23 protein-coding genes are annotated in these 25,271 nt (G+C 67.8%); 14 read left to right on the forward strand and 9 right to left on the reverse strand.

Translation table 11 applies throughout. The features are described 5' to 3' along the window. The first annotated feature begins 44 nt into the window (after positions 1-44). The 3 genes from NOV65_RS05975 to nuoE all read left to right on the forward strand — a co-directional run bounded on the left by NOV65_RS05975 (position 45) and on the right by nuoE (position 4,650). A complete protein-coding gene (locus NOV65_RS05975) occupies positions 45-2,225 on the forward strand; it encodes an NADH-ubiquinone oxidoreductase-F iron-sulfur binding region domain-containing protein (RefSeq protein WP_257305103.1) in 2,181 nt (726 codons plus the stop codon). Positions 2,226-2,326: 101 nt separating this feature from the next. Then, positions 2,327-4,090, forward strand: coding sequence for an NADH-dependent [FeFe] hydrogenase, group A6 (locus NOV65_RS05980; protein WP_257305105.1), 1,764 nt, complete (start codon positions 2,327-2,329; stop codon positions 4,088-4,090). Next, the gene (gene nuoE / locus NOV65_RS05985) at positions 4,087-4,650 is read left to right on the forward strand and encodes an NADH-quinone oxidoreductase subunit NuoE (protein ID WP_257305106.1); all 564 of its coding nucleotides are present in this window, start codon (positions 4,087-4,089) and stop codon (positions 4,648-4,650) included. The genes NOV65_RS05980 and nuoE overlap by 4 nt, the downstream gene beginning before the upstream one ends. Here nuoE and NOV65_RS05990 read toward each other — a convergent pair. From NOV65_RS05990 to typA, 5 genes are all read right to left on the reverse strand, one after another. Further along, a complete protein-coding gene (locus tag NOV65_RS05990) occupies positions 4,602-5,798 on the reverse strand; it encodes an MFS transporter (RefSeq protein ID WP_257305107.1) in 1,197 nt (398 codons plus the stop codon). The genes nuoE and NOV65_RS05990 overlap by 49 nt on opposite strands. Before the next feature lie 6 nt (positions 5,799-5,804). Next, on the reverse strand, positions 5,805-6,656 hold the full coding sequence (gene rsmI, locus NOV65_RS05995) for a 16S rRNA (cytidine(1402)-2'-O)-methyltransferase (RefSeq protein ID WP_257305108.1): 852 nt from the start codon (positions 6,654-6,656) through the stop codon (positions 5,805-5,807). A 68-nt stretch (positions 6,657-6,724) separates the two neighbouring features. Beyond that, positions 6,725-7,558: a hypothetical protein gene (locus NOV65_RS06000; protein ID WP_257305111.1), complete on the reverse strand. Its 834-nt coding sequence runs from the start codon at positions 7,556-7,558 to the stop codon at positions 6,725-6,727. Positions 7,559-7,670: 112 nt separating this feature from the next. Beyond that, a complete protein-coding gene (locus tag NOV65_RS06005; protein WP_257305112.1) occupies positions 7,671-8,360 on the reverse strand; it encodes a YdcF family protein in 690 nt (229 codons plus the stop codon). Positions 8,361-8,374: 14 nt separating this feature from the next. Then, entirely contained in the window at positions 8,375-10,201 is a 1,827-nt protein-coding gene (typA, locus tag NOV65_RS06010; RefSeq protein ID WP_257305113.1) for a translational GTPase TypA, read from the reverse strand. A gap of 143 nt (positions 10,202-10,344) precedes the next feature. On the opposite strand from typA, the gene NOV65_RS06015 reads away from it, so the two are divergent. Further along, the gene (locus NOV65_RS06015) at positions 10,345-11,586 is read left to right on the forward strand and encodes a type IV pilus twitching motility protein PilT (RefSeq protein WP_257305115.1); all 1,242 of its coding nucleotides are present in this window, start codon (positions 10,345-10,347) and stop codon (positions 11,584-11,586) included. A 51-nt stretch (positions 11,587-11,637) separates the two neighbouring features. Then, positions 11,638-11,913: an HU family DNA-binding protein gene (locus NOV65_RS06020; RefSeq protein ID WP_257305117.1), complete on the forward strand. Its 276-nt coding sequence runs from the start codon at positions 11,638-11,640 to the stop codon at positions 11,911-11,913. Between the two features lie 16 nt (positions 11,914-11,929). Here the strand turns inward: NOV65_RS06020 and NOV65_RS06025 are convergent, their stop codons facing one another. Continuing rightward, positions 11,930-13,399 (reverse strand): pyridoxal phosphate-dependent decarboxylase family protein, encoded by a 1,470-nt coding sequence (locus tag NOV65_RS06025; protein WP_257305119.1) that lies wholly within the window; start codon positions 13,397-13,399, stop codon positions 11,930-11,932. 92 nt (positions 13,400-13,491) lie between these two features. Here NOV65_RS06025 and NOV65_RS06030 point away from each other — a divergent pair, with 92 nt between their 5' ends. Continuing rightward, complete coding sequence (locus tag NOV65_RS06030; RefSeq protein ID WP_257305120.1) at positions 13,492-13,761, forward strand: DUF493 family protein; 270 nt, start codon at positions 13,492-13,494, stop codon at positions 13,759-13,761. 508 nt (positions 13,762-14,269) lie between these two features. On the opposite strand, the gene asnS is transcribed toward NOV65_RS06030, so the two are convergent. Further along, on the reverse strand, positions 14,270-15,571 hold the full coding sequence (asnS, locus tag NOV65_RS06035) for an asparagine--tRNA ligase (protein ID WP_257305121.1): 1,302 nt from the start codon (positions 15,569-15,571) through the stop codon (positions 14,270-14,272). An 82-nt stretch (positions 15,572-15,653) separates the two neighbouring features. Continuing rightward, entirely contained in the window at positions 15,654-16,010 is a 357-nt protein-coding gene (locus tag NOV65_RS06040) for a response regulator (RefSeq protein ID WP_257305122.1), read from the reverse strand. Between the two features lie 209 nt (positions 16,011-16,219). On the opposite strand from NOV65_RS06040, the gene pyrR reads away from it, so the two are divergent. From pyrR to NOV65_RS06080, 8 genes are all read left to right on the forward strand, one after another. Continuing rightward, positions 16,220-16,762 carry a bifunctional pyr operon transcriptional regulator/uracil phosphoribosyltransferase PyrR gene (gene pyrR / locus NOV65_RS06045; protein ID WP_257305123.1) on the forward strand — a complete coding sequence of 181 codons (543 nt, stop codon included), beginning with the start codon at positions 16,220-16,222 and terminating at the stop codon, positions 16,760-16,762. Continuing rightward, positions 16,762-17,721, forward strand: coding sequence for an aspartate carbamoyltransferase catalytic subunit (locus NOV65_RS06050; RefSeq protein WP_257305125.1), 960 nt, complete (start codon positions 16,762-16,764; stop codon positions 17,719-17,721). The genes pyrR and NOV65_RS06050 overlap by 1 nt, the downstream gene beginning before the upstream one ends. Further along, positions 17,718-18,224, forward strand: coding sequence for an ORF6N domain-containing protein (locus tag NOV65_RS06055; RefSeq protein ID WP_257305126.1), 507 nt, complete (start codon positions 17,718-17,720; stop codon positions 18,222-18,224). The genes NOV65_RS06050 and NOV65_RS06055 overlap by 4 nt, the downstream gene beginning before the upstream one ends. Positions 18,225-18,233: 9 nt before the next feature. After that, positions 18,234-18,728, forward strand: a complete 495-nt coding sequence (locus tag NOV65_RS06060; protein WP_257305127.1) for an ORF6N domain-containing protein — start codon at positions 18,234-18,236, stop codon at positions 18,726-18,728. An 8-nt stretch (positions 18,729-18,736) separates the two neighbouring features. Then, a complete protein-coding gene (gene gpmI / locus NOV65_RS06065) occupies positions 18,737-20,260 on the forward strand; it encodes a 2,3-bisphosphoglycerate-independent phosphoglycerate mutase (RefSeq protein ID WP_425250840.1) in 1,524 nt (507 codons plus the stop codon). 9 nt (positions 20,261-20,269) lie between these two features. After that, positions 20,270-21,886: a PAS domain S-box protein gene (locus tag NOV65_RS06070; RefSeq protein ID WP_257305130.1), complete on the forward strand. Its 1,617-nt coding sequence runs from the start codon at positions 20,270-20,272 to the stop codon at positions 21,884-21,886. Between the two features lie 281 nt (positions 21,887-22,167). After that, positions 22,168-22,716, forward strand: coding sequence for an ATP/GTP-binding protein (locus tag NOV65_RS06075; RefSeq protein WP_257305132.1), 549 nt, complete (start codon positions 22,168-22,170; stop codon positions 22,714-22,716). 84 nt (positions 22,717-22,800) lie between these two features. Then, positions 22,801-24,546, forward strand: a complete 1,746-nt coding sequence (locus NOV65_RS06080; protein WP_257305133.1) for an acyl-CoA dehydrogenase family protein — start codon at positions 22,801-22,803, stop codon at positions 24,544-24,546. A gap of 4 nt (positions 24,547-24,550) precedes the next feature. On the opposite strand, the gene NOV65_RS06085 is transcribed toward NOV65_RS06080, so the two are convergent. Beyond that, positions 24,551-25,243, reverse strand: a complete 693-nt coding sequence (locus tag NOV65_RS06085; protein WP_257305135.1) for a class I SAM-dependent methyltransferase — start codon at positions 25,241-25,243, stop codon at positions 24,551-24,553. Between the last annotated feature and the right edge of the window lie 28 nt (positions 25,244-25,271).

The raw sequence follows: 25,271 nt of genomic DNA on the forward strand, positions 1-25,271 counted from the left end.
ACATCTTTGAATCCACCCGTCCCAAGCGGGTGGCAGGAGAGTTCATGCCTCTTCCCGTGAGCGACTTCTACCGGTCCCTGGCGGACCGTGCCGTCCGGACCCTGGCTGACAGGGACCTGGAGAACCAGATCCTCATCCAGGTGGGATCCGCCACCTGCGAGCACGCGGCGGGATCGCAGGCCGTGGCCGAGGAATTCGTCCGGCACATCCGGGCCTCCGGGCGGAAGGACATCGTCATCCATCGCACCGGCTGCACGGGCCGCTGCTCGCGCGAGCCCATCCTCGGCGTGCGCCTGCCCGGCCAGCTGCCCGTCAAGTACGAGCGGGTCAACCGCGACCTGGTCCACCGCATTTTCACCGAGCACATCCAGGGCGGCGTTCCGGTGATGAAGCATGTGCTGGATCACGACGGCGAGGCGCTGCCCGAGCGCGAGTTCCTGTTCTGCGAAGGGGACCGCTGCCAGAAGGGCGGCGTGGACCTCCGCGCCCGGTTCCTGGAGCTGCTCGCGGAACGCGGCGTCGAACCCCACCGCGTGGGCGTGGCCACCACCAGCTGCTTCGGAGCCTGCGGCCTCGCCGGTGGTGCCGCCGCCACCTACCTCCTGGTCCGCCCCGAGAAGATCCTCTATCGCGTGGCCTCGGAAGCAGACCTGCTCGACATCCTCCAGGAGCATGTCCTCCAGGGCCAGGTGGTCGCCCGCCTGCGGGTGCAGGAGGAGCCCATCGCCCTCGAGTTCCTGGAGCGCTACGGGGATGTCGCGTTCTTCAACCGCCAGAGCCGCATCGCCCTGCGGAACGCGGGTGTCGTCGACCCCGAGAGCCTCGACGAGTACCTCGGCTTCGATGGCTTCAAGGCCCTGGCCACCGCCCTGGAGCGCCGCGAACCCGACTGGGTGATCTCCGAATTGACCAAGGCCCGGCTCCGGGGCCGCGGCGGCGGCGGCTTCCTGACGGCCACCAAGTGGACCCTGGCGCGCCAGCAGGCCGACACCACCCGCTTCATCATCTGCAACGGCGACGAAGGCGACCCGGGCGCCTTCATGGACCGCTCCATGCTCGAGAGCGATCCGTTCAACATCGTCGAGGGCATGATCATCGGCGGCTTCGCCATTGGCGCGCAGAAAGGGTTCTTCTACATCCGGGCCGAGTACCCGCTGGCCATCAAGCGCATCGAGCAGGCCATCGACGCCTGCCGGGCCCATGGGCTGCTCGGCAGGGACATCATGGGCTCCGGCTTCGACTTCGACCTGGAGATCCGGCTTGGCGCGGGCGCCTTCGTCTGCGGCGAGGAGACGGCCCTCATCCGCTCCATCGAAGGCGAGCGCGGCCAGCCGAAGGTGCGCCCGCCCTACCCCACGGATCGCGGCCTGTGGGGCCACCCCACCGTGATCAACAATGTGGAGACCTTCGCCAATGTCTCCGCCATCCTGCGCTACGGTGGCGAATGGTATTCCCGCATCGGCACCCCGAAGAGCGGCGGGACCAAGGTCTTCGCCCTGGCGGGCAAGGTGCGGCACACGGGCCTGGTGGAAGTTCCGCTGGGCACCACGCTCTCCCGGGTGGTGAACGACATCGGCGGCGGCGTCTCCGGCGGCAAGCAGCTCAAGGCCATCCAGACCGGCGGCCCCGCGGGCGGCTTCATCCCCGCGGCCATGCAGGGCATGGAGGTGGACTTCGAGCCGCTGCAGAAGGCCGGCTCCATCATGGGCTCCGGCGGCATGATCGTCCTGAGCGAGGACGACTGCATGGTCGACATCGCGAAGTTCTACATGGCCTTCAGCCAGGAGGAGAGCTGCGGGAAATGCACGCCCTGCCGGGAGGGCACCACGCGCATCCTCGAGATCCTGGAGCGCATCACCCTGGGCAAGGGCGAGCTGGCCGACCTGGACAAGCTCGAGCGCCTGTCCCGCCTCTGCCAGCGCACGAGCCTCTGCGGCCTGGGCCGTGCCGCGCCGAACCCCGTGCTCTCCAGCCTCAAGCACTTCCACGACGAGTTCCTGGCCCACATCCAGGACAAGCATTGCCCCGCGAAGAAGTGCGTGGCCCTGATCCGCTATGAGATCAATCCGGAGAAGTGCATCGGCTGCACCATCTGTGCTCGCAACTGCCCCGTGGAGTGCATCTCCGGCGCCCGCAAGGAGGCCCATGGGATCGACCAGGCCGCCTGCATCAAGTGCGGCAATTGCTTCGATGTCTGCAAGTTCGCCGCGATTGACCGGGTCTAATGCTGTCCAGGGGGACCGCCTGCTCGCTTTGCTCGCGATGTCCCCCCGGGCCCCCGCTGGGCGGGCGTGTTGAACCCGCCCACGCAGCCTAGGAGTCACCGATGTCCCAGATGATCAGCCTCAAGATCGACGGCGAGCCCATCCTCGTCCCGGCCGGCACGACGGTCATGGACGCGGCGGAAACGCTCGGCATCCACATCCCCCGCCTCTGCTACCACCCCGAGCTCAGCCTCGAGGGCAACTGCCGGGTCTGCGTGGTGCAGGTGGAGGGCTTCGACCACTGCCTGGCCTCCTGCGCCACCACGGCCTGGGAGGGCATGGAGGTCCAGACCAACAGCCCCGTCATCCGCGAGGCCCGCCGCGACATCGTGGAGCTGCTGCTGGACAACCATCCCAAAGACTGCCAGACCTGCGACCGCGATGGCGTCTGTGAGCTGCAGAACCTGGCCTACCGCATGGGCGTGCGCGAGCGGCACTTCGAGGGCAGACGGAAGCAGTTCCCCATCGACGATGCGGGGGCCTCCGTGGTGCGCAACGCGGAGAAGTGCATCCTCTGCGGCCGCTGCATCCGCGTCTGCGGCGAGGTGCAGGGCGTGTTCAACCTCAGCCAGCACGGCCGCGGCTTCACCACCGTCGTGGGCCCCGCCAACCTGGCCCCCATGGACGAGAGCGCCTGCATCCAGTGCGGCCAGTGCGTGAGCGTGTGCCCCACCGCCGCCTTCCTCGAACAGGACCACACCGAGCGCGTCTGGAAGGCGCTCGGGTTCCCCCGGACGGAAAAGCATGTGGTGGTCACCACCGCGCCTGCCATCCGGGCCGCCCTCGGCGAGGCCTTCGGCCTGCCCATGGGCACGCCGGTCACCGGGAAGATGGTCACGGCCCTGCGCCGCATGGGCTTCGACGCCATCTTCGATGTCAACTTCAGCGCCGACCTCACCATCATGGAAGAGGCCCACGAGCTGCTGAAGCGCCTGGAGGGCGGCGGCCCACTGCCCCTGCTCACCTCCTGCAGCCCCGGCTGGGTGAGCTTCCTGGAGAAGTTCTATCCCGAGCTGATTCCCCACATGTCGAGCTGCAAGAGCCCGATGCAGATGCAGTCCACCCTCATCAAGACCTACTACGCGCAGCAGAAGGACCTGGATCCCAGGGACATCTATGTGGTGTCCGTCATGCCTTGCGTGGCCAAGAAGTTCGAGGCCGCCCGCCCCGAGCATGTCCTCGACGGGAGCCCCACCACGGATGCGGTCATCACCACCCGCGAGCTGGCCCAGATGATCAAGTCCTACGGCATCGACTTCACCCGCCTGCCGGACAGCGACTTCGACCACCCGCTGGGGACCTCGTCGGGTGCCGGCGACATCTTCGGCGCCACCGGCGGCGTGATGGAGGCCGCGCTGCGCACGGCGGCCTTCAAGCTGACCGGGAGGAACCTCGGCAACCTGGAGCTGACCGAAGTCCGCGGCGTCACCGGCGAGATCCGGGAGGCCTCCGTAACCCTGGCCGGGAAGACCCTGAATGTGGCCGTGGCCAACGGCCTCCAGAATGCGAAGGTCCTCCTGGAGGCGGTGAAGCGTGGCGAGAAGGACTACCACCTCATCGAGATCATGGCCTGTCCCGGCGGCTGCATCTGCGGGGGCGGCCAGCCCTACCCGCCCATCGGCACCTACACCATGAACCACGACCTGGCCCGGGCCCGCGCCAAGGCCCTCTACAGCATCGATTCCGCCAAGACCCTGCGCTGCAGCCACGACAACCCCGATGTGCAGAAGCTCTACGCCAACTTCCTCGGCGAGCCACTCAGCCACCGGGCCCATGAGCTCCTCCACACCCACTACACCGCCCGTACGCCCCGGGGGATCCGATGAGCGAGTGCCTGCCCTGCTCCACCGACAACTGGCCCGACCTTGAGCGCGGCTACCGCGCCATGCTGCCCAGGGAGATCCTCGCCTTCATCGATGCCCACCGGCACCAGGAGCGCAGCGAGAGCATGCTCATCGCCACGCTCCACCAGGTGCAGGCCCACTTCGGCCACCTGGGCCCCGGCCACCTCGAAGCCGTGGCCCAGCTCATGCAGATCCCCCTGGCCAAAGTCACGGGGGTCGCCACCTTCTACCACTATTTCCGCCTCCAGCCCCGCGGCAGGTACCTCATCAATGTCTGCCTCGGCACGGCCTGCTACGTGAAGGGCGCGGAGAAGGTGGCCCAGAAGCTCCAGGACGAGCTGGGCATCCGCTTCGGCGAGACCAGCAAGGACGGCATCTTCAGCCTCGAGAGCACCCGCTGCGTCGGCACCTGCGGCCTGGCGCCCGTGGTGATGATAGGGGACGAGGTCCACGGCCCGCTCACGCCCAGCCTGGTTCCCGGCCTGCTGGAAAGCTATCTCGCCCGCGCCGCCGAGGACCTGGTGGCCGAACCGTCCCGCTGAGCCGAGCGCATCTCCACCACGCCGGTGCTCAGGGGTACCAGCAGCACGCCCGCCGCCAGCGCCACCACCCCATGCCAACCCGCGAGGTGGTAGGCGTGGCCGCTGAGAGTGATGCCTGCCGTCCCGCCCAGGTAGTAGAACAGCGTATAGAAGGCATTGGCGCGGCCGCGCCCGGTGCTGAGCTTGCGGTTCAGGGCGCCGGCCGCCGAGGCGTGGATGGTGAAGAAGCCCGCGCAGACCAGGGCCAGGGCCAGCGCCATGGCCCAGCCCTGGGGCACCAGCGTGACCCCGAGGCCCGCCCCGAACACCAGGGAGCCCGCCACCATGGCCGAGCCGTTGCCGATGCGGTTGCTGAGGCGGCCCGCCAGAGGCCCCGCCACCACGCCCACGATGTAGGACAGGTAGAGCAGGGTCACGGCCCGGGTGGACCAGTGGAAGGGCGCCCCGTGCAGGTAGAAGGGCATGTAGTTGAATACGGACGAGAACACGAAGAAGCCGCCGGCGCTCACGCAGTAGATGCGAAACAGGTCGTGCCGGAACAGCACGTCGCGGAAGCGCACCCCTTCGACCCGACGCGCCGCCTCATGATCCTCCACCGGCAGCCCCGCGTAGGCCGCCAGGGTGGCCGCCAGCAGCAGGGCCGCGGCCACCAGGAAGGCCCAGCGCCAGTGGGCGGGAGGCAGCACGAACCCGCCCAGCAATCGGCCTGACAGCCCGCCCACCACCGTGGCGGAGACGTACGATCCCATCACCACATTGAGCCGCTCGGCGGGCATCACCTTGGCGAGGTAGGCGGCCAGACAGGTGGTGAGGGCCGGCACGAAGAGCCCCTGGACGAACCGGGCGCCCACCAGCAGAGGCAGCGTCGGCGCCAGGGCCGACATCACCCCGGCGGCGGCCACCACCAGCCCGCCGGTCAACAGGATGGGCCGGATGGCCAGGCGATCCGCCAGGGCGCCGAAGGGCAGGTTCGCCAGGGCGATGCCCAGCACCACCGCCGACACCGTCAGCGAAGCCGTGCCCTCGCCCACGCCGAAGGTCTGGCGCAGCACCGGCAGCACGGGCTGGGGGATGTAGACCGTGGTGAACACCGCGCTGACCAGGGCGAAGACCAGCCATTGCAGGCGGGACAGCGGGTCGCGGGCCATGGGCCGTCAGACCTCGGTGGCCAGGCGGTAGAGCTCGGACGCGGACACACCCAGGTGCTTGGCGAGGGGCTTCACGGCTTCGCGGAGGGTCATGCCGCCTTCCCGGGCAGCGGCGAGGTAGGCCTTGGCCCAGTCTGGCAGCGTGCCCCCTTCCAGCGCGGCGGTGGATTCGGTGACCAGCCTCTTGGCCCCCGCCCCCGCCAGCACCAGCACCATCTCGCCGCGGTCCTCCCGACCCAGCTGTTCCTTGACCTGGGTGGGCGTGCCGCGGTACCAGGTCTCGTGCAGCTTGGTCAGCTCCCGGCCCAGAGCGATCTCGCGGTCCGGCAGCAGGGTCTCCAGGTCCGCCAAGGTCTCGTGGATGCGGTGGGGCGTCTCGAAGACGACCACCGTCTCCTCCTCGGCGCCCAGCTTCTTCAGCAGGGTGCGCCGCGGCTCGCTGCGGTTGGGGAGGTAGCCCCAGAAGCTGAAGGCATGGCTGGGGAGGCCCGAGGCCACCACCGCCAGCAACACGGCGGAGGCCCCCGGCAGCACGGTGACCTTGGCCCCGGCGACCCGGGCGGCCCGGGCGATCTCGAAGCCGGGGTCGTTGATGCCGGGCATGCCCGCGTCGCTGCAGTAGGCCACGGTGCGGCCCGAGGCCAGTTCCAGCCCGATCCGTTCGTAGGCCGCGGCGCCGGCGTGGTCGTCGAAGCGCAGCAGGGGCTTGTCGATCCCCAGGTGCTTGAGCAGGCCGCCTGTGCGGCGCGTGTCCTCGCAGGCCACCAGGTCGGCCCCGGCCAGGGCCTCCTTGGCGCGGTCGGTGAGGTCGCCGAGATTGCCGATGGGCGTGGGGACGAGGATCAGGTGGCCGGTCATGCCTTCATTCTGGCAGGCGCAGCGGAGGGCGCCGCATTCGCAGCGCCCTCCGGCCCAATTCCCGGCACCTACTTCGCGGGAGCCGCCTTGGGAGCGGGCTTAGCCGTCCAGACTTTCCAGAACTCGGGGTCCCCGGCGATTTCGCCGGCATCCGGGTAGCTCATCTTCGGATCCACCGCCAGCAGCTGGGCGTCCTCCCGCAGGAAGCAGTCGGCGATGAACTTCGAAAGGCCCTTGAGCTCCTCGGGACCAGCGGATTTGGCCATCTTCTCGTCATCGGCCATGGTCGCATCCGCGTCGGCCAGGCTGTGCAGCGGCACCACCCAGAGGAAAGTGGGATTGACGGTCCCGGCCACGGCCTGGTACACGCCCCACCGGGGCTTCAGGCCCGCCTTCTCGTAGAGTTCGGCGTATTTCTTCGCCCCGGCCGCGAACTCGGCGTCATGGCCCGGCTTCACCAGGATCGTGGAGGTCCAGTAGAAACGGGGAGCCATGTTCCCGATCTCGCGGCTGAGATCCGCGCGCAGCACATAAGCCACGCTGCTGTAGTTCGTGATGTACTCGGCATCCTTGGCGGCCAGCGCCTCGACCTGGGCCTTGAGGGCGGGATGCTCCTCCAGGTAGGTCTGATGCGCCTCCAGGCCCGCCAGGGAATCGTAGAACCATACCCACGTAGCCTGGTTCGGGCCGGCCATCGGCACCAGGCCCAGGTAGTGGTAGGGGCTCTTCGCCTGGACAAAAGCCTTGGACCAGGCGAACTCGTTCTTCTGGTGGGCGGCCTCCCGGCCGGGTTTCACGTCCTCCACGCCGATGCGCAGGACCTTGGGCCAGCTCGGAACCGGCGGCTCGCCGGCCATCAGGGTGGCACCGAGGGAGAGGCAAAGCAGGATTCGCGTATCCATAGGCTCCTCCGTGAGTGAGGCCCATGAGGCTACGCCGATTCGAGTCCAATATGATCTATTTTTTAAGACTTGATGTCTGTATCTACATGGTATTTCAGACGGCAACCAGGATTCATGTCACACGTTCGAGCTGCCGTTCGCTGCGGATCAGACGGCTGTAGAACAGGCCCGTGTGGTACCAGTGCAGGAAGAATGCTTCGAAGACGGCTCGCCGCCACCAGGCCAGGCTTCCAGGCAGTGGGGGGCAGCTGGGCGCGGGGCTGCAGCGCACGTCCAGGCCCAGGCCCAGGGCCGTGGCCCGGGCCCGGGCCAGGTGCAGGGGATCGGAGATCAGCAGCAGGGTGCGCCAGCCTTCAGCGCGCAGGTGGCTTCGCACGTTGAAGAGGTTCTCCAGGGTGTGCTGGCTCCGATCCTCCAGCAGGATGGCCGCCCCGGGAACACCCCGCGCCAGCAGCCAATCCCGCCCGGCCTCGGCCTCGCTGCGGGCGGCGCGACCCGTGGTGCCACCAGCCACGAGGATGCGGGGCGCGAGCCCCTGCCGCCACAGCCCTTCGGCATGAGCCAGCCGCGCCTCGTAGACGGGCGTAAGGGTGTCGTCCTGCAGGCGTCGCCCCAGTACCAGGATAGCGTCCGCCGGCTCCAGCGGGTCACCCGCCGCGCCCTCCACCACGCGCCGCAGCCGGAACCACACGGGCACCAGCAGCAGCCCCGTGACGAGAGCCAGTCCCAATGAAGCCGCCCCGCCAGGGCCGAGCTTCTGCCAGAAGCTGGCGCGGGGCGGGGCGTGGTAGGGCGTGGGCATGAGATCAGGCTAGGCTAGACCTCGACCCGCTTTTCGGATTTCTTGCGTTCGCTGGTGTCCAGCACCCGCTTGCGCATGCGGATGAAGTTGGGGGTCACTTCCACCAGCTCGTCGGACTCGATGTATTCCAGGGCCTGCTCCAGGGTGTGTTCCCGGGGCGGGGTGATGCGGGTGGCCTCGTCACTGCCGCTCGAGCGCATGTTGGACAGCTTCTTGGCCTTGGCCACGTTCACCACAAGATCGTTCTCGCGGGCGTGCTCGCCCACGATCATGCCCTCGTAGCACTTGGTCCCGGGCTGGATGAAGATGACGCCGCGTTCCTCCAGGTTCATGAGGGCGAAGCCCACGGCCTCGCACTGGTCCATGCTGATGAGCACTCCGTTCTTCCGGCCGACCAGCTCGCCCTTGTGCGGGCCGTAGTGGCTGAAGAGGCTGTGGATGAGGCCCTCGCCGCGGGTGTCGGTCATGAACTCATTGCGGAAGCCGATGAGGCCGCGGCTGGGGATCTTGAAGTGCAGGCGCAGACGCCCGCCCTCGTTCCCCATGTCCTGCATCTCGGCCTTGCGGTTGCCCATGTGCTCCATGGTCACGCCCATGTAGGCCTCTGGGATGTCGATGGTCACATCCTCATAGGGTTCGAGCTTCTCGCCGGTCACGGGGTCCGTGTGGAGGATCACCTCAGGACGACTGACACAGAGCTCGAAGCCTTCTCGCCGCATGGTCTCGATGAGCACGGAAAGGTGCAGTTCGCCGCGGCCGCTCACCTTGAAGGAATCGGGGCTGTCCGTATCCTCCACGCGCAGGGCCACGTTGTGCTGCAGCTCCTTCTGGAGACGCTCGCGGATGCGGCGGCTCTGGATGAACTTGCCGTCCTGGCCGGCGAAGGGCCCGGCGTTCACCATGAACATCATGGTGATGGTGGGCTCGTCGATGTCCACGTATTCCAGCGCCTTCGGATCGGTGACGTCGGCGATCGTCTCGCCCACGCGGATGTCCGTGATGCCGGCCAGAGCCACGATCTCGCCGGCGCTGGCCTCGGTCTGCTGGATGCGGGACAGGCCCTCGAAGCCGTAGAGCTGGGTGACCTTGTGCTGCTGGATGCTGCCATCCCGCTTCACCAGGGCCACGACCTCACCCACCCGGAGACGGCCGTTCACGATGCGGCCAATGCCGATCTGCCCCACGAAGTCGCTCCACTCCATGAGGGTGATGAGCATCTGGAGCGGCGCCTCGGGGCTGCCCGTGGGGTGGGGGCAGTGCTTCACGATGGTGTCGAAGAGGGGATCAAGGCTGTCGCTGGAATCGTTCATGTCCAGCATGGCGTAGCCCAGCTTGGCGCTGGCGAAGACGCAGGGGAAGTCCAGCTGCTCCTCGGTGGCGCCCAGCTCGATGAGCAGGTCGAAGACCTGGTCCTGGGACCAGACGGGGCGGGCGCCGGGGCGATCCACCTTGTTGATGACCACGATGGGCCGCAGGCCCAGGGCCAGGGCCTTGCGGGTCACGAACTTGGTCTGGGGCATGGGGCCGTCGAAGGCGTCGACCACCAGCAGCACGGAATCCACCATGGAGAGCACGCGTTCGACTTCGCCACCGAAGTCGGCGTGGCCAGGGGTGTCCACGATGTTGAAGCGGTAGCCGCCCCAGTGCAGGGAGGTCGTCTTGGCCAGGATGGTGATGCCGCGCTCGCGTTCCTGGTCGTTGCTGTCCATGGCCCGTTCCTGGACCCGCTGGTTGTCCCGGAACATGTGGGCACCCTTGAACAGGGCATCTACGAGGGTGGTCTTGCCATGGTCGACGTGGGCGATGATGGCGATATTGCGGATCTTCTCGAGGGGGGTCATCTTGCTCCCGGGCAGCCCGGGCACAAGCCAGGCAGAACCTTCGATTTTACCAGATGCTGGGCCGATTTCCGAGCATTGATTGCAACCCCTTCCATTGTCGCGCCAGGGGTCTAAGATAAGCCCACTCTCACCGGGGGAACCCCATGCATATCAACGAACTGCTCACCGTGGTCTGCGAGCAGGGCGCCAGCGACCTCCACCTCAAGGTCGGCAACCACCCCATCGCCCGCATCAAGGGAAAACTCACCCCCATGACGCAGTTCAAGCGGCTGGTGCAGGAGGACACCATCGCCATGGCCTACGCCATCATGGCCAGCGACAAGCAGAAGGCGAAGTTCAAGGAGAACCTCGACCTCGACATCGCCTATTCCGTGCCCAGCCTGGGCCGCTTCCGCTGCAACATCTTCAACCAGCGCGGCACCGTGGGCCTGGTGCTGCGCGTGATCCCCCGGAAGATCTACACCATCGATGACCTGATGCTTCCCAAGGTGCTGAAGAACATCTGCCAGGAGCAACGCGGCCTCGTGCTCGTGACGGGCACCACCGGCTCCGGCAAGTCCACCACCCTGGCCGCGATGATCGATCTCATCAACGCCACCCGGTCCGAGCACATCCTCACCATCGAGGATCCCATCGAGTACCTGCACCGGGACAACCAGAGCATCATCAACCAGCGTGAGGTCGAGGCCGATTGCAAGACCTTCGCCGCCGCCCTCCGCGCCGCCCTCCGCCAGGATCCCGATGTGATCCTGGTCGGTGAGATGCGCGACCTCGAGACCATCGAAACGGCCCTCCACGCCGCCGAGACCGGCCACATGGTCTTCAGCACCCTCCACACCCTGGACGCCACCGAGACCATCAACCGCATCATTTCCATGTTCCCGCCCCACCACCAGAAGCAGATCCGCCTCCAGCTGGCGGCCGTGCTCAAGGGCATCATCTCCCAGCGTCTCGTGCCCCGGGCCGACGGCCAGGGCCGCGTGCCCGCGGTGGAGGTCATGGTGGCCACGGAGACCGTGCGCACCTGCATCGAGGACAAGGACAAGACCAAGATGCTGAAGGACGTCATCTCCGCGGGCACCGCCCAGTACGGCATGCAGACCTTCGACCAGAGCCTCTACTTCCTGCTCAAACAGGGTCTCATCACCGAAGAGGAGGCCCTGCTCCGCGCCACCAACGTGGGCGAGTTCAAGCTGCGGCTCGAAGGCGTCATGGGCACCTCCGACATGGCCCGGGCCAACATGGAACGCGGCATGTCCATCGCCCAGGGCGGGGGCCGGGAAGCCGGCGGTGCCCCGCCGCCTCCCCAGGTCCAGGCCCCCGCCCCCGGGATGCCCATGGCCATGCCCCCATCCACCGACGTGAAAATCACCCTGGCACGCTAGGCACTCTTCCCCTTATCCTGGCTCTCCCACTCCCACGGCCCGAGGTCGCAGATGATCAAGATCGACATCGCCAATTCGTTGATGAAAGTGCACCCGTGCTCCCGCGCCACCGCCCTCCAGGTGGTGGACCTCCTCACTGAACGCCTCAAGGACGCCCTCCTGAACGGCCACCGCATCGAGATCCGCGGCTTCGGCGTCTTCGAGCCACGGCCCCGCAAGCGTGGCATGGGCCGGAACATCAAGACCGGCGCCAGCGTCCAGATCCCCAAGGGCAAGAGCATCCGCTTCAAGCCGGGGAAGGATCTGCGGGAGATCGAGGTCGCGTAGCCCCCGGCTCTCGACGCTACGCGTCGAGAGAAAACAGGAAGGCGTGGCGTGAGGCCAGCTGCTTGGCCGCTGCCTGGAGACGATCCAGGGCGTCATCCACTTCATCCTTGTGTGTCCGCGCCGCGAGGATGGCCAGGCGCAGGTGGAAGGCGCCGTTCAGCTTGGTGCCGCTCAGGAAAATGCGGCCCTCGGCCGTGAGGCGCTGCAGCAGGGCCTGGTTGAAGGCATCCGCGTTCCCCGTGGGCGGCAGGAACCGGAAGGCGAGGACGCTGAGCTGGGGCGCCGGCCCCGGATCCACACCCGGCATCTGCCGGATCCGGTCGTAGGCGTACCGGGCCAGGAGGAGTTTCTCCTCCAGGGCCGCCCGGAACGCTGCCACGCCGTGGAGCTGCAGCGGGAGCCAAAGGCGCAAAGCGCGGGCGTGCTTGCTGAATTCCAGGGTGGTTTCGGAGGGACTCAGCTCCTCCAGGTCCTCGGGCGGCGAGGGCAGGTAGTCGGCCTGGAAGGCGTGGGCCTTCCGCAGGGGATCGAGGTGGCGCACCAGCACGGCGCCCAGGCCCAGGGGGGCGAACAGCCCCTTGTGCGGATCGAGCACCAGGCTGTCGCTGCGATCCAGGCCCCGGAGCGTGGCCTTCCCGGGCTCCGTCAGGGCGAAGGAGGCTCCATAGGCCCCATCCGTGTGCAGCCACAGGCCGTGGCGCGTGGCCAGATCGGCGCAGGCCTCCAGGGGATCCACCGCCCCGGTGTTGGTGGTGCCGGCCGTGGGCACCAGCAGCCAGGGGCGGAGCCCGGCGCGGCGGTCTGCCAGGATGGCGGCCTCCAGGGCCTCGGGACGCAAGCGGAAGTCGGCGTCCGTGGGGATCTCCCGCACCTGCGCCTCGCCCATGCCCGCCACACGGAGGGCCTTCACGATGCAGTGGTGGGCCTGATCCGATAGGTACACGCAGGCCTTGGCGTAGTCCGCCGCCTTGAGGCCCGCGGCCTCCCGGGCCGTGCAGATCCCCACCAGGTGGGCCATGCTGCCCCCCGCGGCCAGGTTGCCCGAGCTGCCTTCGGGCAGGCCCATCTCCCGGGCCAGCCAGGCAATCACCTGGTTCTCCATGCGCACGGCGCCGGGCCCGGCGAAGAAGTAGGCCGCATAGCGATTGGTGAGGGCCGCCAGCAGATCCCCCAGGGCCCCCGCGAACAGCGAGGAAGGTGGGATGAAGGCCAGGTGCCGCCCCGAGGCCCCGTTGGCCCCCACGCCATCCACGTGTTCGGCCAGGGCGCCCAGCACCTGCGGGAAGGACCGCCCCGCCTCGGGGATGGGGAAATCCGCCAGCCCCGCCCCAGGCCGATCCTTCAGCACGAAGGCCGGGGTCTCCGGAAGTGCCTGGAGGAAGGCTTCGCCGTATTCACGGGAGGCCTGCCACAGCGCGGCCCGTTCCTCCGTGCCGGGATCCAGTTTCCGGGACTGGGATTCCAGATCCTTCAGACGATCCAGCATTGGCGGGTCTCCAGGCGGTCGGGATCGGGGGAAAGGATCCGCCTCTCACCAGCGACCGACCCTCCAGCCTAGCAAACGGTAGAATGGAAGGCATGGAAGCCTGCCGCCGCCCCGAAATCACCTACCCCACCCGCGTCCCCATGAAGATCATCGGACGCCAGGAGGAACTGCGCCCCGACATGGTCATGGAACTGATCCTGGCCCACCTGGGCCCCCAGGCCGAAGGCGACGAGCAGCACTCGGCCAACTGCAAGGGGTCCTTCATCAGCTACACCTTCTGGGTCACCCTGCCCCACGGCCAGGCCGAGACGCCGCTGCGGGAGGCGATCCAGAAGCTGCCTGGGGTGGTGATGCAGTTGTAGTTCCACTCTGGAAATGATCTCCACAAAGGACACGAAGAAAGAATCTAAGGGCACCAAGGTTGCCTCTTGGTGTCCTTGGTTTTTCCCATTCGTGTCCTTCGTGGAGGTCTTTTCTACGGCCGCAACGTCCCCATCATGCGGGGATACGGGATGCTCTCTCTCACATTCGGCGAGGGACGAAGCGGGTCGCAGAGCGGGCTGCATCGGCAGCCCGCGGCGCGGGGCCCCGCCGGCCCGAGTCGGAGCAGGGCGCAGCCCTGCGGAGGCTGCCGCCCGCGATCGCGTAGCGGGAGCGGATTCGTGGCCGAGTGCTACGGCCTGAGCGTCCCCATCATGCGAGGGTACGGAATGGTCTCTCTCACGTGCGGCGAGGGACGAAGCGGGTCGCAGAGCGGGCTGCATCGGCAGCCCGCGGCGCGGGGCCCCGCCGGCCCGAGTCGGAGCAGGGCGCAGCCCTGCGGAGGCTGCCGCCCGCGGTCGCGCAGCGAGCGCGGTGTCGTGACCAGTGCTATGGCCTGAGCGTCCCCATCATGCGGGGGTACGGAATGGTCTCTCTCACGTGCGGCAGCTTGCAGATCCACGCCACGGCGCGTTCGAGGCCCATGCCGAAGCCGGCGTGGGGGACGCTGCCGTACTTGCGGACGTCCAGGTACCACTCGTAGTCGGCGCGGCTCAGGCCCTCGTGCTCGATCTGATCGAGGAGGTACTGGAGGCTGGAGGCGCGCTCGCCACCACCGATGACCTCGCCGTAGCCTTCGGGAGCCAGCAGGTCGGCGCCCAGGGCCAGCCGGGGGTCCTGGGGATCGGGCTCCATGTAGAAGGCCTTGAAGGCTTTCGGGAACCGATGCACCCACAGCGGCTTGTCCGTGGCGTTCATGAGCATGGTCTCGTCGTCGTTGCCGAAGTCCTCGCCCCAGTTGATGTCGCTGCCCAGGGTCTTCAGCTTGTCCACGGCCTCAGTGTAGGTCATGCGGTCGAAGGTGGTGTTGAGGGCCGTTTCCAGGGGCACGAGGTCGCGTTCCAGGATCTTCAGCTCCTCCTGGCGGGTCTCCAGCACGCGCTGGATCAGGAACTTGGTCATGCGCTCGCCCAGGGCCATCACATCGTCCAGGTGGGCGAAGGCCACTTCGGGCTCCACCATCCAGAACTCTGTGAGGTGGCGTCGGGTCTTGCTCTTCTCTGCGCGGAAGGTGGGGCCGAAGCAGTAGACCTTGCCGAAGGCCGCGATGCCGGGCTCCTGGTAGAGCTGGCCGGACTGGCTGAGAAAGGCCGTGCCCTCGTGGAAGTACTCGGTGCCGAACAGCGTGCTGGTGCCCTCGCAGGCGCTGGGCGTGAGGATCGGTGCATCCAGGAGGGTGAACCCGTCACCGTCGAAGAAGTCGCGGATACCCTTCACCAGGGTGTGGCGGATGCGGAGGATGGCCCACTGGCGCTTGCTGCGCAGCCAGAGGTGGCGGTTCTCCATGAGGAACTCGGTGCCATGCTCCTTGGGGGTGATGGGGAAGTCCGTGCTGCCGCCGATGAGTTCCAGGGACTTCACCAGCAGCTCGGGCTGGCCGGTCTTGGGGTGCTGCTGGACGACGCCCGTCACCGTAATGGCAGCCTCCTGGGTGAGCTTCCCGGCGAGCTCGTAGCTCTCGGGATCGGCCTCGGCGGCACCCACCACGCACTGCACGAAGCCGGAACCATCGCGAAGCTCGATGAACCGGGTCTTGCTGGTGCGGGCATTGCGGACCCAGCCCCGCAGCCGGACGGTCTCGCCGACCTGGCCGGCGAGGAATCGGACTTCGGTGAAGGGTTGGCTGGTCACAGGGACTCCAGGGGCAAACCCTTATTGTGCCCGGAGCGGCGGTGTGGCTCCAGGGTCCGTCGCTCCCGCTGGCTCCAGGAGCCTACCCGACCAGGGAGTCGATCTTGGCCTTGAGGGACTCCTGGGTGAACGGTTTCACCACGTAGGTGTTCACCCCGGCCTCGAGCGCCTGCAGGATGTCCTCCTTGGCGGCATGGGTGGTCACCATGAGGATGGGGAGCGTCGGATCCTGGCCCCGCACCGTCCGGACGAAGGTGAGCCCGTCCATCTCCGGCATGTCCCAGTCAGTGATGATGAGGTCCACCCCACCCTGGCCGAGTTTATCCAGCCCGGATCGCCCGTTCTCCCCCTCCACCACGTCGGTATGGCCCATGCGGACGAGATTGCCGATGATGATGCGCCGCATCGTCGGGGAATCGTCCACCACGAGGATCTTCACGGGGTCTCCTGGAAGGGATGGCTGGATCTCCGGAGCAGCGATGCCACCCCGGCGAGGGGCAAGACGGGAATGCTTACGAATTGTCGCCTCACCGCGGCGGATTGGGAACGGCTTCAAATCTGGCGCCCGGGGGGTCCCCGACCCGGGGCCGGCCTCGGCTAGACTTGAGACCGTGCGCGCGCCCCGCGGGGGCGCACTCCGGAGGTTCCATGCCCGACGCCCAAGGCCCCTGCCCCATGGACCCCGGTCAAATGGAAGTCACCCTCCAGCGCCTGGCCGCTGATCTGGTGGCCCGTCTCCGACCCGAGGAGGAGGTCGTCCTCCTGGGCATCCGCTCCCGGGGCCTGCCCCTGGCCGAACGGCTGGCCACCCTGCTTCGCAACCGCACCCGGGCCCAGGTCCCCGTGGGCGCCCTGGACATCACCCTCTACCGGGACGACCTCACCGAGATGGTGGGTAGCCCCATCGTCCGCCCCACGGAGATCCCCTTCACCCTGAAGGAGCGCACGGTGGTGCTGGTGGATGATGTGCTCTACACGGGCCGCACGGTCCGCGCCGCCCTGGACGCCCTGCTGGACCATGGCCGCCCCCGGCGGGTGATGCTCCTGGTCCTGGCGGACCGCAGTGGCCGGGAGCTGCCCATCCAGGCCGATCTCGCTGGCCTGCGGGTGGAGGTGCCCCCGGGCCACCGGGTGGCGGTGCGGCTGAAGGAAATCGATGGTGAAGACGGCGTGACCGTGGAGGCCTGCTGATGACGTCCGAGCGCTACGTCTTCCCCCACAAGCACCTGCTGGGCATCGAGCCCCTCAGCCCGCAGGACATCACCGCCATCCTCGACCAGGCCCGGGCCTTCGAGGAGGTCTGCGAGCGCCCCAGCATCAAGATCGTCCCCGCGCTGCGGAAGAAGCTGGTGGTGAACCTGTTCTTCGAGAACAGCACCCGCACCCGCAACAGCTTCGAGATCGCCGAGAAGCGGCTGTCGGCGGAGATCATCAACTTCGATGCCGACACCAGCAGCCTCAACAAGGGCGAGACCCTCATCGACACCGCCATGAACCTGGAGGCCATGCACCCGGATCTCATCGTCATGCGCCACAGCGCTCCCGGGGCGCACGCCCTGCTGGCCCGGCACATGAAGGCCAGCATCGTGAACGCGGGCGATGGCGCTCACGAGCACCCCACCCAGGCCCTGCTGGACGCCTACACCCTCCGCAAGCACTTCGGCAGCCTGGAGGGCCTGCGCGTGGCCATCGTGGGCGACATCCGCAACAGCCGCGTGGTGCGCTCCAACCTCTGGCTGCTCACCCGCATGGGCGCCAAGGTCACCCTGGTGGGTCCGCCCACGCTGGTGCCCCAGGAGATGAAAGCCACCTGGCCGGGCATCGCGATCAACCACGACTTCGACGCCGTGATTCCCGAGCAGGACGCCATCATGATGCTCCGGGCCCAGTTCGAGCGCGGCACCGGCGCCTACATCCCCGGCCAGGGCGAGTACAGCCGGTTCTTCCAGCTCAACCCCGCGCGCATGAAGCGGGCCAAGAAGGACGTGGTGGTGCTGCACCCCGGCCCCATCAACCGCGGCCTGGAGATCACCAGCGACGTGGCCGACGGCCCCAACAACCTGATCCTCGACCAGGTGACGAACGGCGTCCCGGTCCGCATGGCCGTCCTCTACCTGCTGTCCCATCCCCACGGGGAGCAGGTGCCGTGAGCGCCCTTCCGGCGGAGCGCATCCTCCATTCCATCCACCTTTTCCGGAAGGAGCGGGTGCTGCTGGATGCCGATCTCGCCGTCCTTTACGGTGTGGAAACTCGGGTCCTCATCCAGGCGGTCAAGAGGAATGCTCAGCGGTTTCCCACCGATTTCATGTTCCAGCTCAGCGATGACGAGTGGGCGGACTTGAAATCACAATCTGTGATCTCGAGTTCCTGGGGTGGTAGGCGCACTGCACCTTACGCCTTCACCGAACTGGGTGTGGCCATGCTCTCCAGCGTGCTCAACAGCGAACGCGCCATCCAGGTCAACATCTCCATCATGAGGGCCTTCACGCAGCTCCGGACCATGCTTGCATCCCACGCGGATCTTGCCCGGAAGCTGGAATCCCTGGAGCGCAAGTATGATGGCCGGTTCCGAGTCGTCTTCGAGGCGATCCGGGATCTGATGGAACCCCCACTCCCAGCCAAGAAGCCCATTGGCTTCCGCCCGAAGAAATAAGAGACAACCATGGCCGCCCCCGTCGAAATCCTGTCCCGCCTGCTCTGGATCCGTGATGCCGCGGCCCTTCCCGACCAGGCCCTGGCGGACCAGCTGGGGCTGGAGGCCAAGGCCCTCGCCGCCCTGGTGACCGCCCATGCCGACCGGTTCCCCGAGGCCCTGGTCTTCCACCTGACCGCCGAGGAGCGCCAGAACACCCCCGATGCCCCCGTGATGGCCTTCACCGAGGCCGGGGCGGCCCTCTTGACGGGCCTGATCCCAGGCCATGAGCCGGCCCTGCTGACCCTTCTCCCAGCCTTCGCCGAGGCCCGTCACGTGCTCACCTCCCATGCGGAGCTGTCCCTCCGTGTGGCGGCCATGGAGCAGAAGCTGGAGATGATCCTGAAGCTCCTGCAGGGAGAGGAGATTGAAGGTGCGCCGAAAGAACGCCCCATCGGGTTCGTCACCGAGGAGGACCTCCCCAAGGGGCTGAAAACCCGGCTCCGGGACACGAAGAAGCGATGACCTCCCCCATGATCCCCGGCCCCATCACGCTCCTCATCCTCGACGGCTTCGGTGACGGCCCGCGGAACGCCTTCGACGCCACCTTCGTGGCGGCCATGCCGCGCTTCAACGAGCTGCGGAAGACCTACGCCACGACCCAGCTGCTCACCAGCGGCGAAGCCGTGGGCCTGCCGGACGGCCAGTTCGGCAATTCGGAAGTGGGCCACATGAACCTCGGGGCCGGGCGCGTGGTCTGGCAGGAGCTCACCCGCATTGATGCCGCCATCCGTCGGGGGACCTTCCGTGAAAACGCCGCCATGGGCGCCCTGCTGGCCAGCCTCAAGGCCTCGGGCAAGCGCCTGCATCTGATGGGGCTGGTGAGCGATGGCGGGGTGCACAGCCATCAGACCCACTTGGTGGCCCTGGCCCAGTGGGCCCAGGCGGAAGGTGTGCCCACGACCATCCACGCCATCACGGACGGCCGCGACACGGGCCAGAAGAGCGCCGACGGCTACCTCCAGTGGCTCACGTTCCAGCTGCGCAACACACCGCTGGTGACCCTCGGTTCGGTGTGCGGCCGCTACACCGCCATGGATCGCGACAAGCGCTGGGAGCGCACGGAACAAGCCTGGAAGCTCTACGTGGATGGCGAGGCCCCCCAGCTGGCCCCCGACGCCCTGGCGGCCATCGCGGCCGCCTATGCCCGGGGCGAAACCGACGAGTTCGTGGCCCCCACCAGGCTCGCGGCCTTCCATCCCATCGCGGATGGCGACGGCGTGCTGTGGTTCAACTTCCGCGCCGATCGGGCCCGGCAGATGTGCCATGCCCTGGTGCATCCCGCGTTCCACGGCTTCGTTCCGAAACACCGGCCCGCCGTGAAACTGGTCACCTTCACCGCCTACGACATCGAACTGGAACCCTACGTCTCCGTGGCCTACCCGCCCCAGAGCCTGGAGCACATCCTGGGCGAGCTCATCAGCGGGCAGGGCTGGCGGCAGTTCCGTACCGCCGAGACGGAGAAGTACGCCCACGTCACCTACTTTTTCAATGGCGGGCGGGAAGCGCCTTTCGAAGGCGAGGAACGCCGCCTGGTGCCTTCTCCCAAGGTGGCCACCTACGACCTCCAACCCGAGATGAGCCTCGCGGACGTGAGCCAGGGCCTGGAGACCGCCATCCGCTCCGGCGGCTACCGCCTGCTGGTCTGCAACCTGGCCAACCCCGACATGATCGGCCATACCGGCGACCTGGCTGCCGCCGTCACGGCCTGCGAAGCCATTGATGCCGCGGTGGGACGCATCATGGAGGCCACCCTCGCCATGGGCGGCGCCCTCTTCATCACCGCCGACCACGGCAACTGCGAGTGCATGCGCGACGAGGGCGGCAACCCGCACACCTCGCACACCCTGAATCCCGTCCCCGCGGTCCTCGTGGCCCAGGGCTTCGAAGGCCGCCAGCTCCGCAGCGGCGGCGCCCTCAGCGACGTGGCGCCCACCCTCCTGAAGCTGTTCGGCCTGCCCCAGCCCGCCGCCATGGACGGGAAGAGCCTCTTCTAGCAAGTCCCCATGAGCAACCCGCCGCGCCCATCACGCATCACGCCTTCGACCTTCATCAAGACGATGGGGGCGTTGCTGGCCCTCTTCAACCTGCTGGCCCTGTCCCTCGCCATCTGGGTGCTGGTGTTGAGCCATCGGCACTACGTGGAACGGGCGGAAGCCACCACCCAGAACCTGGCCCAGGTGCTGGAGGACAACGTGGCGGACACCATCCAGAGGATCGACCTGGCCATCCAGTCGATCCAGGATGAAGCCCGTCACGACCTTCGCGGCCAGCGGCTGGACGCCCTCGTCCAGGCCCAATTCCACCGGGCGGGGATCCTCACGTCCCTCCAGATCGCCGATCCCGGGGGAGGCATCGTCCACGCTGCCCCGGCTCCGGCTCCGGCGACGGTGGCCGACCAGCCCTTCTTCCTCCGCCTCAAGGAGGCCCCTGAGGCAGGCCTGCTCATCTCCCGACCGGTCCGGGGCCCCGACGGAACCTGGGCCATCATCCTGGCCCGCCGGCTCGAGCGGGCCGATGGCGGGTTCCGTGGCGTCATCTTCGCGACCCTCCCAACGGAGCAGCTGGCCCGGGCCATGGCCCGGTTGAATGTGGGCCGGTGGGGTTCGGTGTCCCTCCGCGGTGGAGACCTCGGCCTGCTCGCCCGCTACCCCGATTTCGCCGGGCAGCAGCAGATGACCGGCGATACCCGCGTCACCGGCACCTATCTCGAGGCGGTGCGGTCGGATCGCGCGTCCCTGCAGTTCACCGAGAATTCGGTCCTGGATGGCCTCCGACGGACCTACACGCTGCAGAGGGCTGAACAACCCCGCTTCTTCATCCTGGTGGGGCTGGCCCAGCGGGACTACCTCCAAACCTGGCGCCACCAGGTCGCCTTCGCCGTCCTGGCAGTTCTGGGGCTGGCCGCCCTCACGCTGGCGCTGGGCTGGCAGGCCCGGGCTTCCTGGATCCGCCAGCTGGCCGACCAGGAGCGCCTGGCCGCCCAGGAGGCTCGGTACCGCCTGCTGGCCGAAAACGCCACGGACGTGATCTGGTCCATGGATCCGGATGGGCGACTCACCTACATCAGTCCCTCCATCTTCCGCCAGCGCGGCTGGACCGCCGAGGAGTTCATGGCCCTGAGCCCCGAGGAACGGGCGCTGTCCAGGAAAGGCAGCGAGGCGTTCCGGGAACGGATGGACAAGGCCCGCCAGCTCCCTCCCGGCTCCCAGCCTTTTGAGCAGGACCTGCTCCAGGCGAGCGTGAAGCACAAGGATGGCCGGGAGATCCAGGTGGAGGCCCAGTGGCGGCTCGTGTGGGGCGAGGCTGGCCACCTGCTCGGCTTCCAGGGCGTCACCCGGGACATCACCGAGCGGAGGCGCATGGAGGTGGAGCGCGAGCGCCTGATCCAGGATCTCACCCATGCGCTGGCCGACGTGAAGCAGCTCAGCGGCATGCTCCCCATCTGCAGCCAGTGCAAGAAGGTGCGTGACGACCACGGCTACTGGAGCCAGATCGAGACCTACCTGTCCGAACACACGGAAGCCACCTTCACCCATGGCGTCTGCCCCGAATGCGCCCAGAGATTCCGGGACGAAATCCAGGCGCGCCGCGCCCAGAAGTCTGAAGGGGAACATTCGTGAGCACGCAGCGAACGCAGAGGCTCCATGTCCACAAGCGCAAGCGAGGGGGAGAACAACGCGGTGCGCTGGCCGATACATGGAGGGCCACATTGCCGAAGGCGAAGCCCGAAGGGCGAGGCACCGGAGGTTCCGAGTGAGCACGCAGCGAACGCGGAGGGCCACTTTACCGAAGGCGAAGCCCGAAGGGCGAGGCACCGGAGGTGCCGAGTGAGCACGCAGCGAACGCGGAGGGCCACTTTGCCGAAGGCGAAGCCCGAAGGGCGAGGCACCGGAGGTGCCGAGTGAAGATCGCCTTCATCGGTACCCACGGCGTGGGCAAGACCACGCTCTGCTACGAACTGGCCGCGGCCCTCAAGCGGGAGGGCGTCCACGTGGACATCGTGAAGGAAGTGGCGCGGCTCTCGCCCCTGCCCATCAACCAGAAGACCTCGCTGGAGGCCCAGACCTGGATCTTCCTGACGCAGATGGCCGAGGAGATCCGCTCCGGCAGCCAGCATGATGTGGTGGTCTGCGACCGCAGCGTGCTCGACAACTACGCCTACATGATGCTGGCCTTCGGCCGCCAGCTACCCATCGAGCGGTTCATGCACCACTGGATGAAGAGCTACGACCTGCTCTTCAAGGTGCCCTTCTCCGGCCAGCTGGCCGCGGATGGCGTCCGGGATACGGACACCTTCTTCGCCGAGGCCATCGACAAGCTGGTGGACCGCCTCCTGGAGGAGCGGAACCTGGCCCACGAGCGCCTGGATCCCAAGGATCGGCCGGGCTGGATCCACCGGGTGAAGGAGGTGGTTCTGAGCCACCCCAAGGGTCAGCAGCGGCTGTTCTGAACCGAACTTGTGACCCAGGTCCCCCATTCCGCGCTGGAGGGGCCCTGACTCCGGGTAGATGATCAGGAGGTCGGGAGGTCCTCTATGGCCGAGACCAGCAGCCTTGCCGTGCGCGGCGGCAGTTTCATGTTCCACCCCGCGGGCGCCCTGCCCCAGTTCACGCCCGAGGAGAGCAGCGAGGAGGCACTCGCCATCGCCGAGGCCGCCCGCGACTTCATGAACGGCGAGATCATGCCCCGGGACGAGGAGATCGACCGCCTCAACCTGGAGCTCACCCGCGACCTGTTGGCCAAGGCCGGCGACCTGGGCATCCTGGGCATGGAGGTCCCCGAGGCCTACGGCGGCCTGGACCTGGACAAGAAGACCGCCCTGCTGGTGCTGGAGGAGATGGCCCGGCACGCCAGCTTCTCCACCAGCTACACCGCGCACACCAGCATCGGCACCATGCCCATCGTCTACTTCGGGAGCCACGAGCAGAAGGCCAAGTACCTGCCCAGGCTGGCCAGCGGCGAATGGTGCGCGGCCTACGCCTTGACCGAAGCCGGCAGCGGTTCCGATGCCCTGGGGGCCAAGACCACCGCCGTGCTGCAGGACGGCCACTGGGTGCTGAACGGCACCAAGGCCTGGATCACCAACGCCGGCTTCGCCGATGTCTTCGTGATCTTCGCCAAGATCAACGGCAGCCACCTCAGCGCCTTCATCGTCGAGAAGACCGATCCCGGCATCAGCACCGGGGCCGAGGAAAAGAAGCTGGGCATCAAGGGCAGCTCCACCCGCACCGTCATCCTCGACAACTGCCGCATCCCTGAGGACCGGCTGCTGGGCGGCAAGGGGAAGGGCGCCCGTATCGCCCTGGGCATCCTGAACGTGGGCCGCTTCAAGCTGGGCGCCAGCTCCGTCGGGGCCGGCAAGCGGGTGCTGGAATACACCTTGAAATACGCCGGGGAGCGCACCCAGTTCGGCAAGCCCCTCACCGCCTTCGGCCTCATCCAGCAGAAGCTGGCGAACATGGCCGTGCGGATCTTCGTGGGCGAAAGCATGAGCTTCCGCACCATCGGCTACCTGGACGACGCCCTGGCTCACACCAGCTGGGAGAGCGAGACCGGCGGCGCCGACAAGATGAAGGCCATCGATGAGTATGCGGTGGAGGCCTCCATGTCCAAGGTGTGGGGCAGCGAGGCCCTCTTCGCCACGGCCGACGACTCCGTGCAGACCTTCGGCGGAGCCGGCTTCAGCACCGAGTACCCCGCCGAGAAGATCTACCGCGATTGCCGCATCAACCGCATCTTCGAGGGCACCAACGAGATCAACCGCCTGCTCATCGCCGGCACCTTCCTCAAGCGCTGCGGCGGCACGGACGGCCTGCCCCTGGCCGAGGCCGCCGGGACGGCCCCCACCCTGCCTGCGGACAGCCTCCAGGCCACCGTCGCCCTGGCCAAGGCCCGCGCCCTCAAAGTGATCGCTCTGGCCCAGGCGGAGCACGGCCCGAAGATCCTGGACAACCAGGAGGCCGCGGCCCACATCAGCAACCTGCTGCTGGAGCTCTACGCCATGGAGTCCGCCGTGGTCCGCGCCGGGAAGATGGCGGCCGCCGGCCACCGCTGGGCGGCCCTGGCCCGGGATCTGGCCGAGGTCTACGCCCAGGAGGCCTGGAACCGCGTGCAGTCCGAGGCCCGCATGCTGGCGGGCGAGCTGGCCGCCGGGAAGGCCCTGGATACGCTCATGGAGGAGCTGCTTGCCATGCATGCCCCGGCGCCGGCACCCCTGTCAGCCTTGCGGAACCGCATCGCCCAGGCCCTCATGGACCAGGGGCGGTATCCCATCGGCTGAGTTCCTAGCGAACTCCCGTGTGCAGGGCGACGATGCCACCCGTAAGGTTCGTCCAGCCCACGTTCTGGAAGCCCGCGGCCTCCAGCTCGGCGGCCAGGGCCCGCTGGTCCGGGAAGGCGCGGATGCTCTCGGGCAGGTAGGTGTAGGCCGAGGCATCGCCGCTGATCCAAGCGCCAATGCGGGGTAGCACCCGATGGCTGTACCAGTCGTAGAAGGCCCTCAGCCAGGGGAACACGGGGGCGCTGAACTCCAGGATGGTGAGCTGGCCGCCGGCCTTCAGCACGCGCAGGAATTCGGCGTAGGCGAGGGCCCGGTCCTCCACGTTGCGAATGCCGTAGCAGATGGTGATCCCGTCGAAGGTGGCATCCCGGAAGGGGAGGCGCTGGGCATCGGCGTCGCTGGAGGCCCAGATCCGGCCTGCCAACCCCTTCCGCGCGAACTTGGCGGGCCCCAGTCGCAGCATAGCGTGGGTGAAGTCCGTGCTGACCACCTCGGCCCCCCGGCGGGCCAGGGCCAGGCTGGAGTCCCCCGTGCCGGCCGCCACGTCCAGGAAGCGCTTCCCCGGGCCGGCGCCGGAGCGGCGGGCCATGCGCCACCACCACCAGAAGTCCACGCCGCCGGAGAGCACGTGGTTCAGGACGTCGTACCTCCCGGCGATGGCCGAGAACATCTGCTGCACTTGCCTGCCTTCCGGCATCCAACCTCCGCGGGGAACCTCCATTGAA

This window comes from Geothrix campi, assembly GCF_024609265.1.
In the GTDB taxonomy this organism is placed as follows: Bacteria; Acidobacteriota; Holophagae; order Holophagales; family Holophagaceae; genus Geothrix; species Geothrix campi.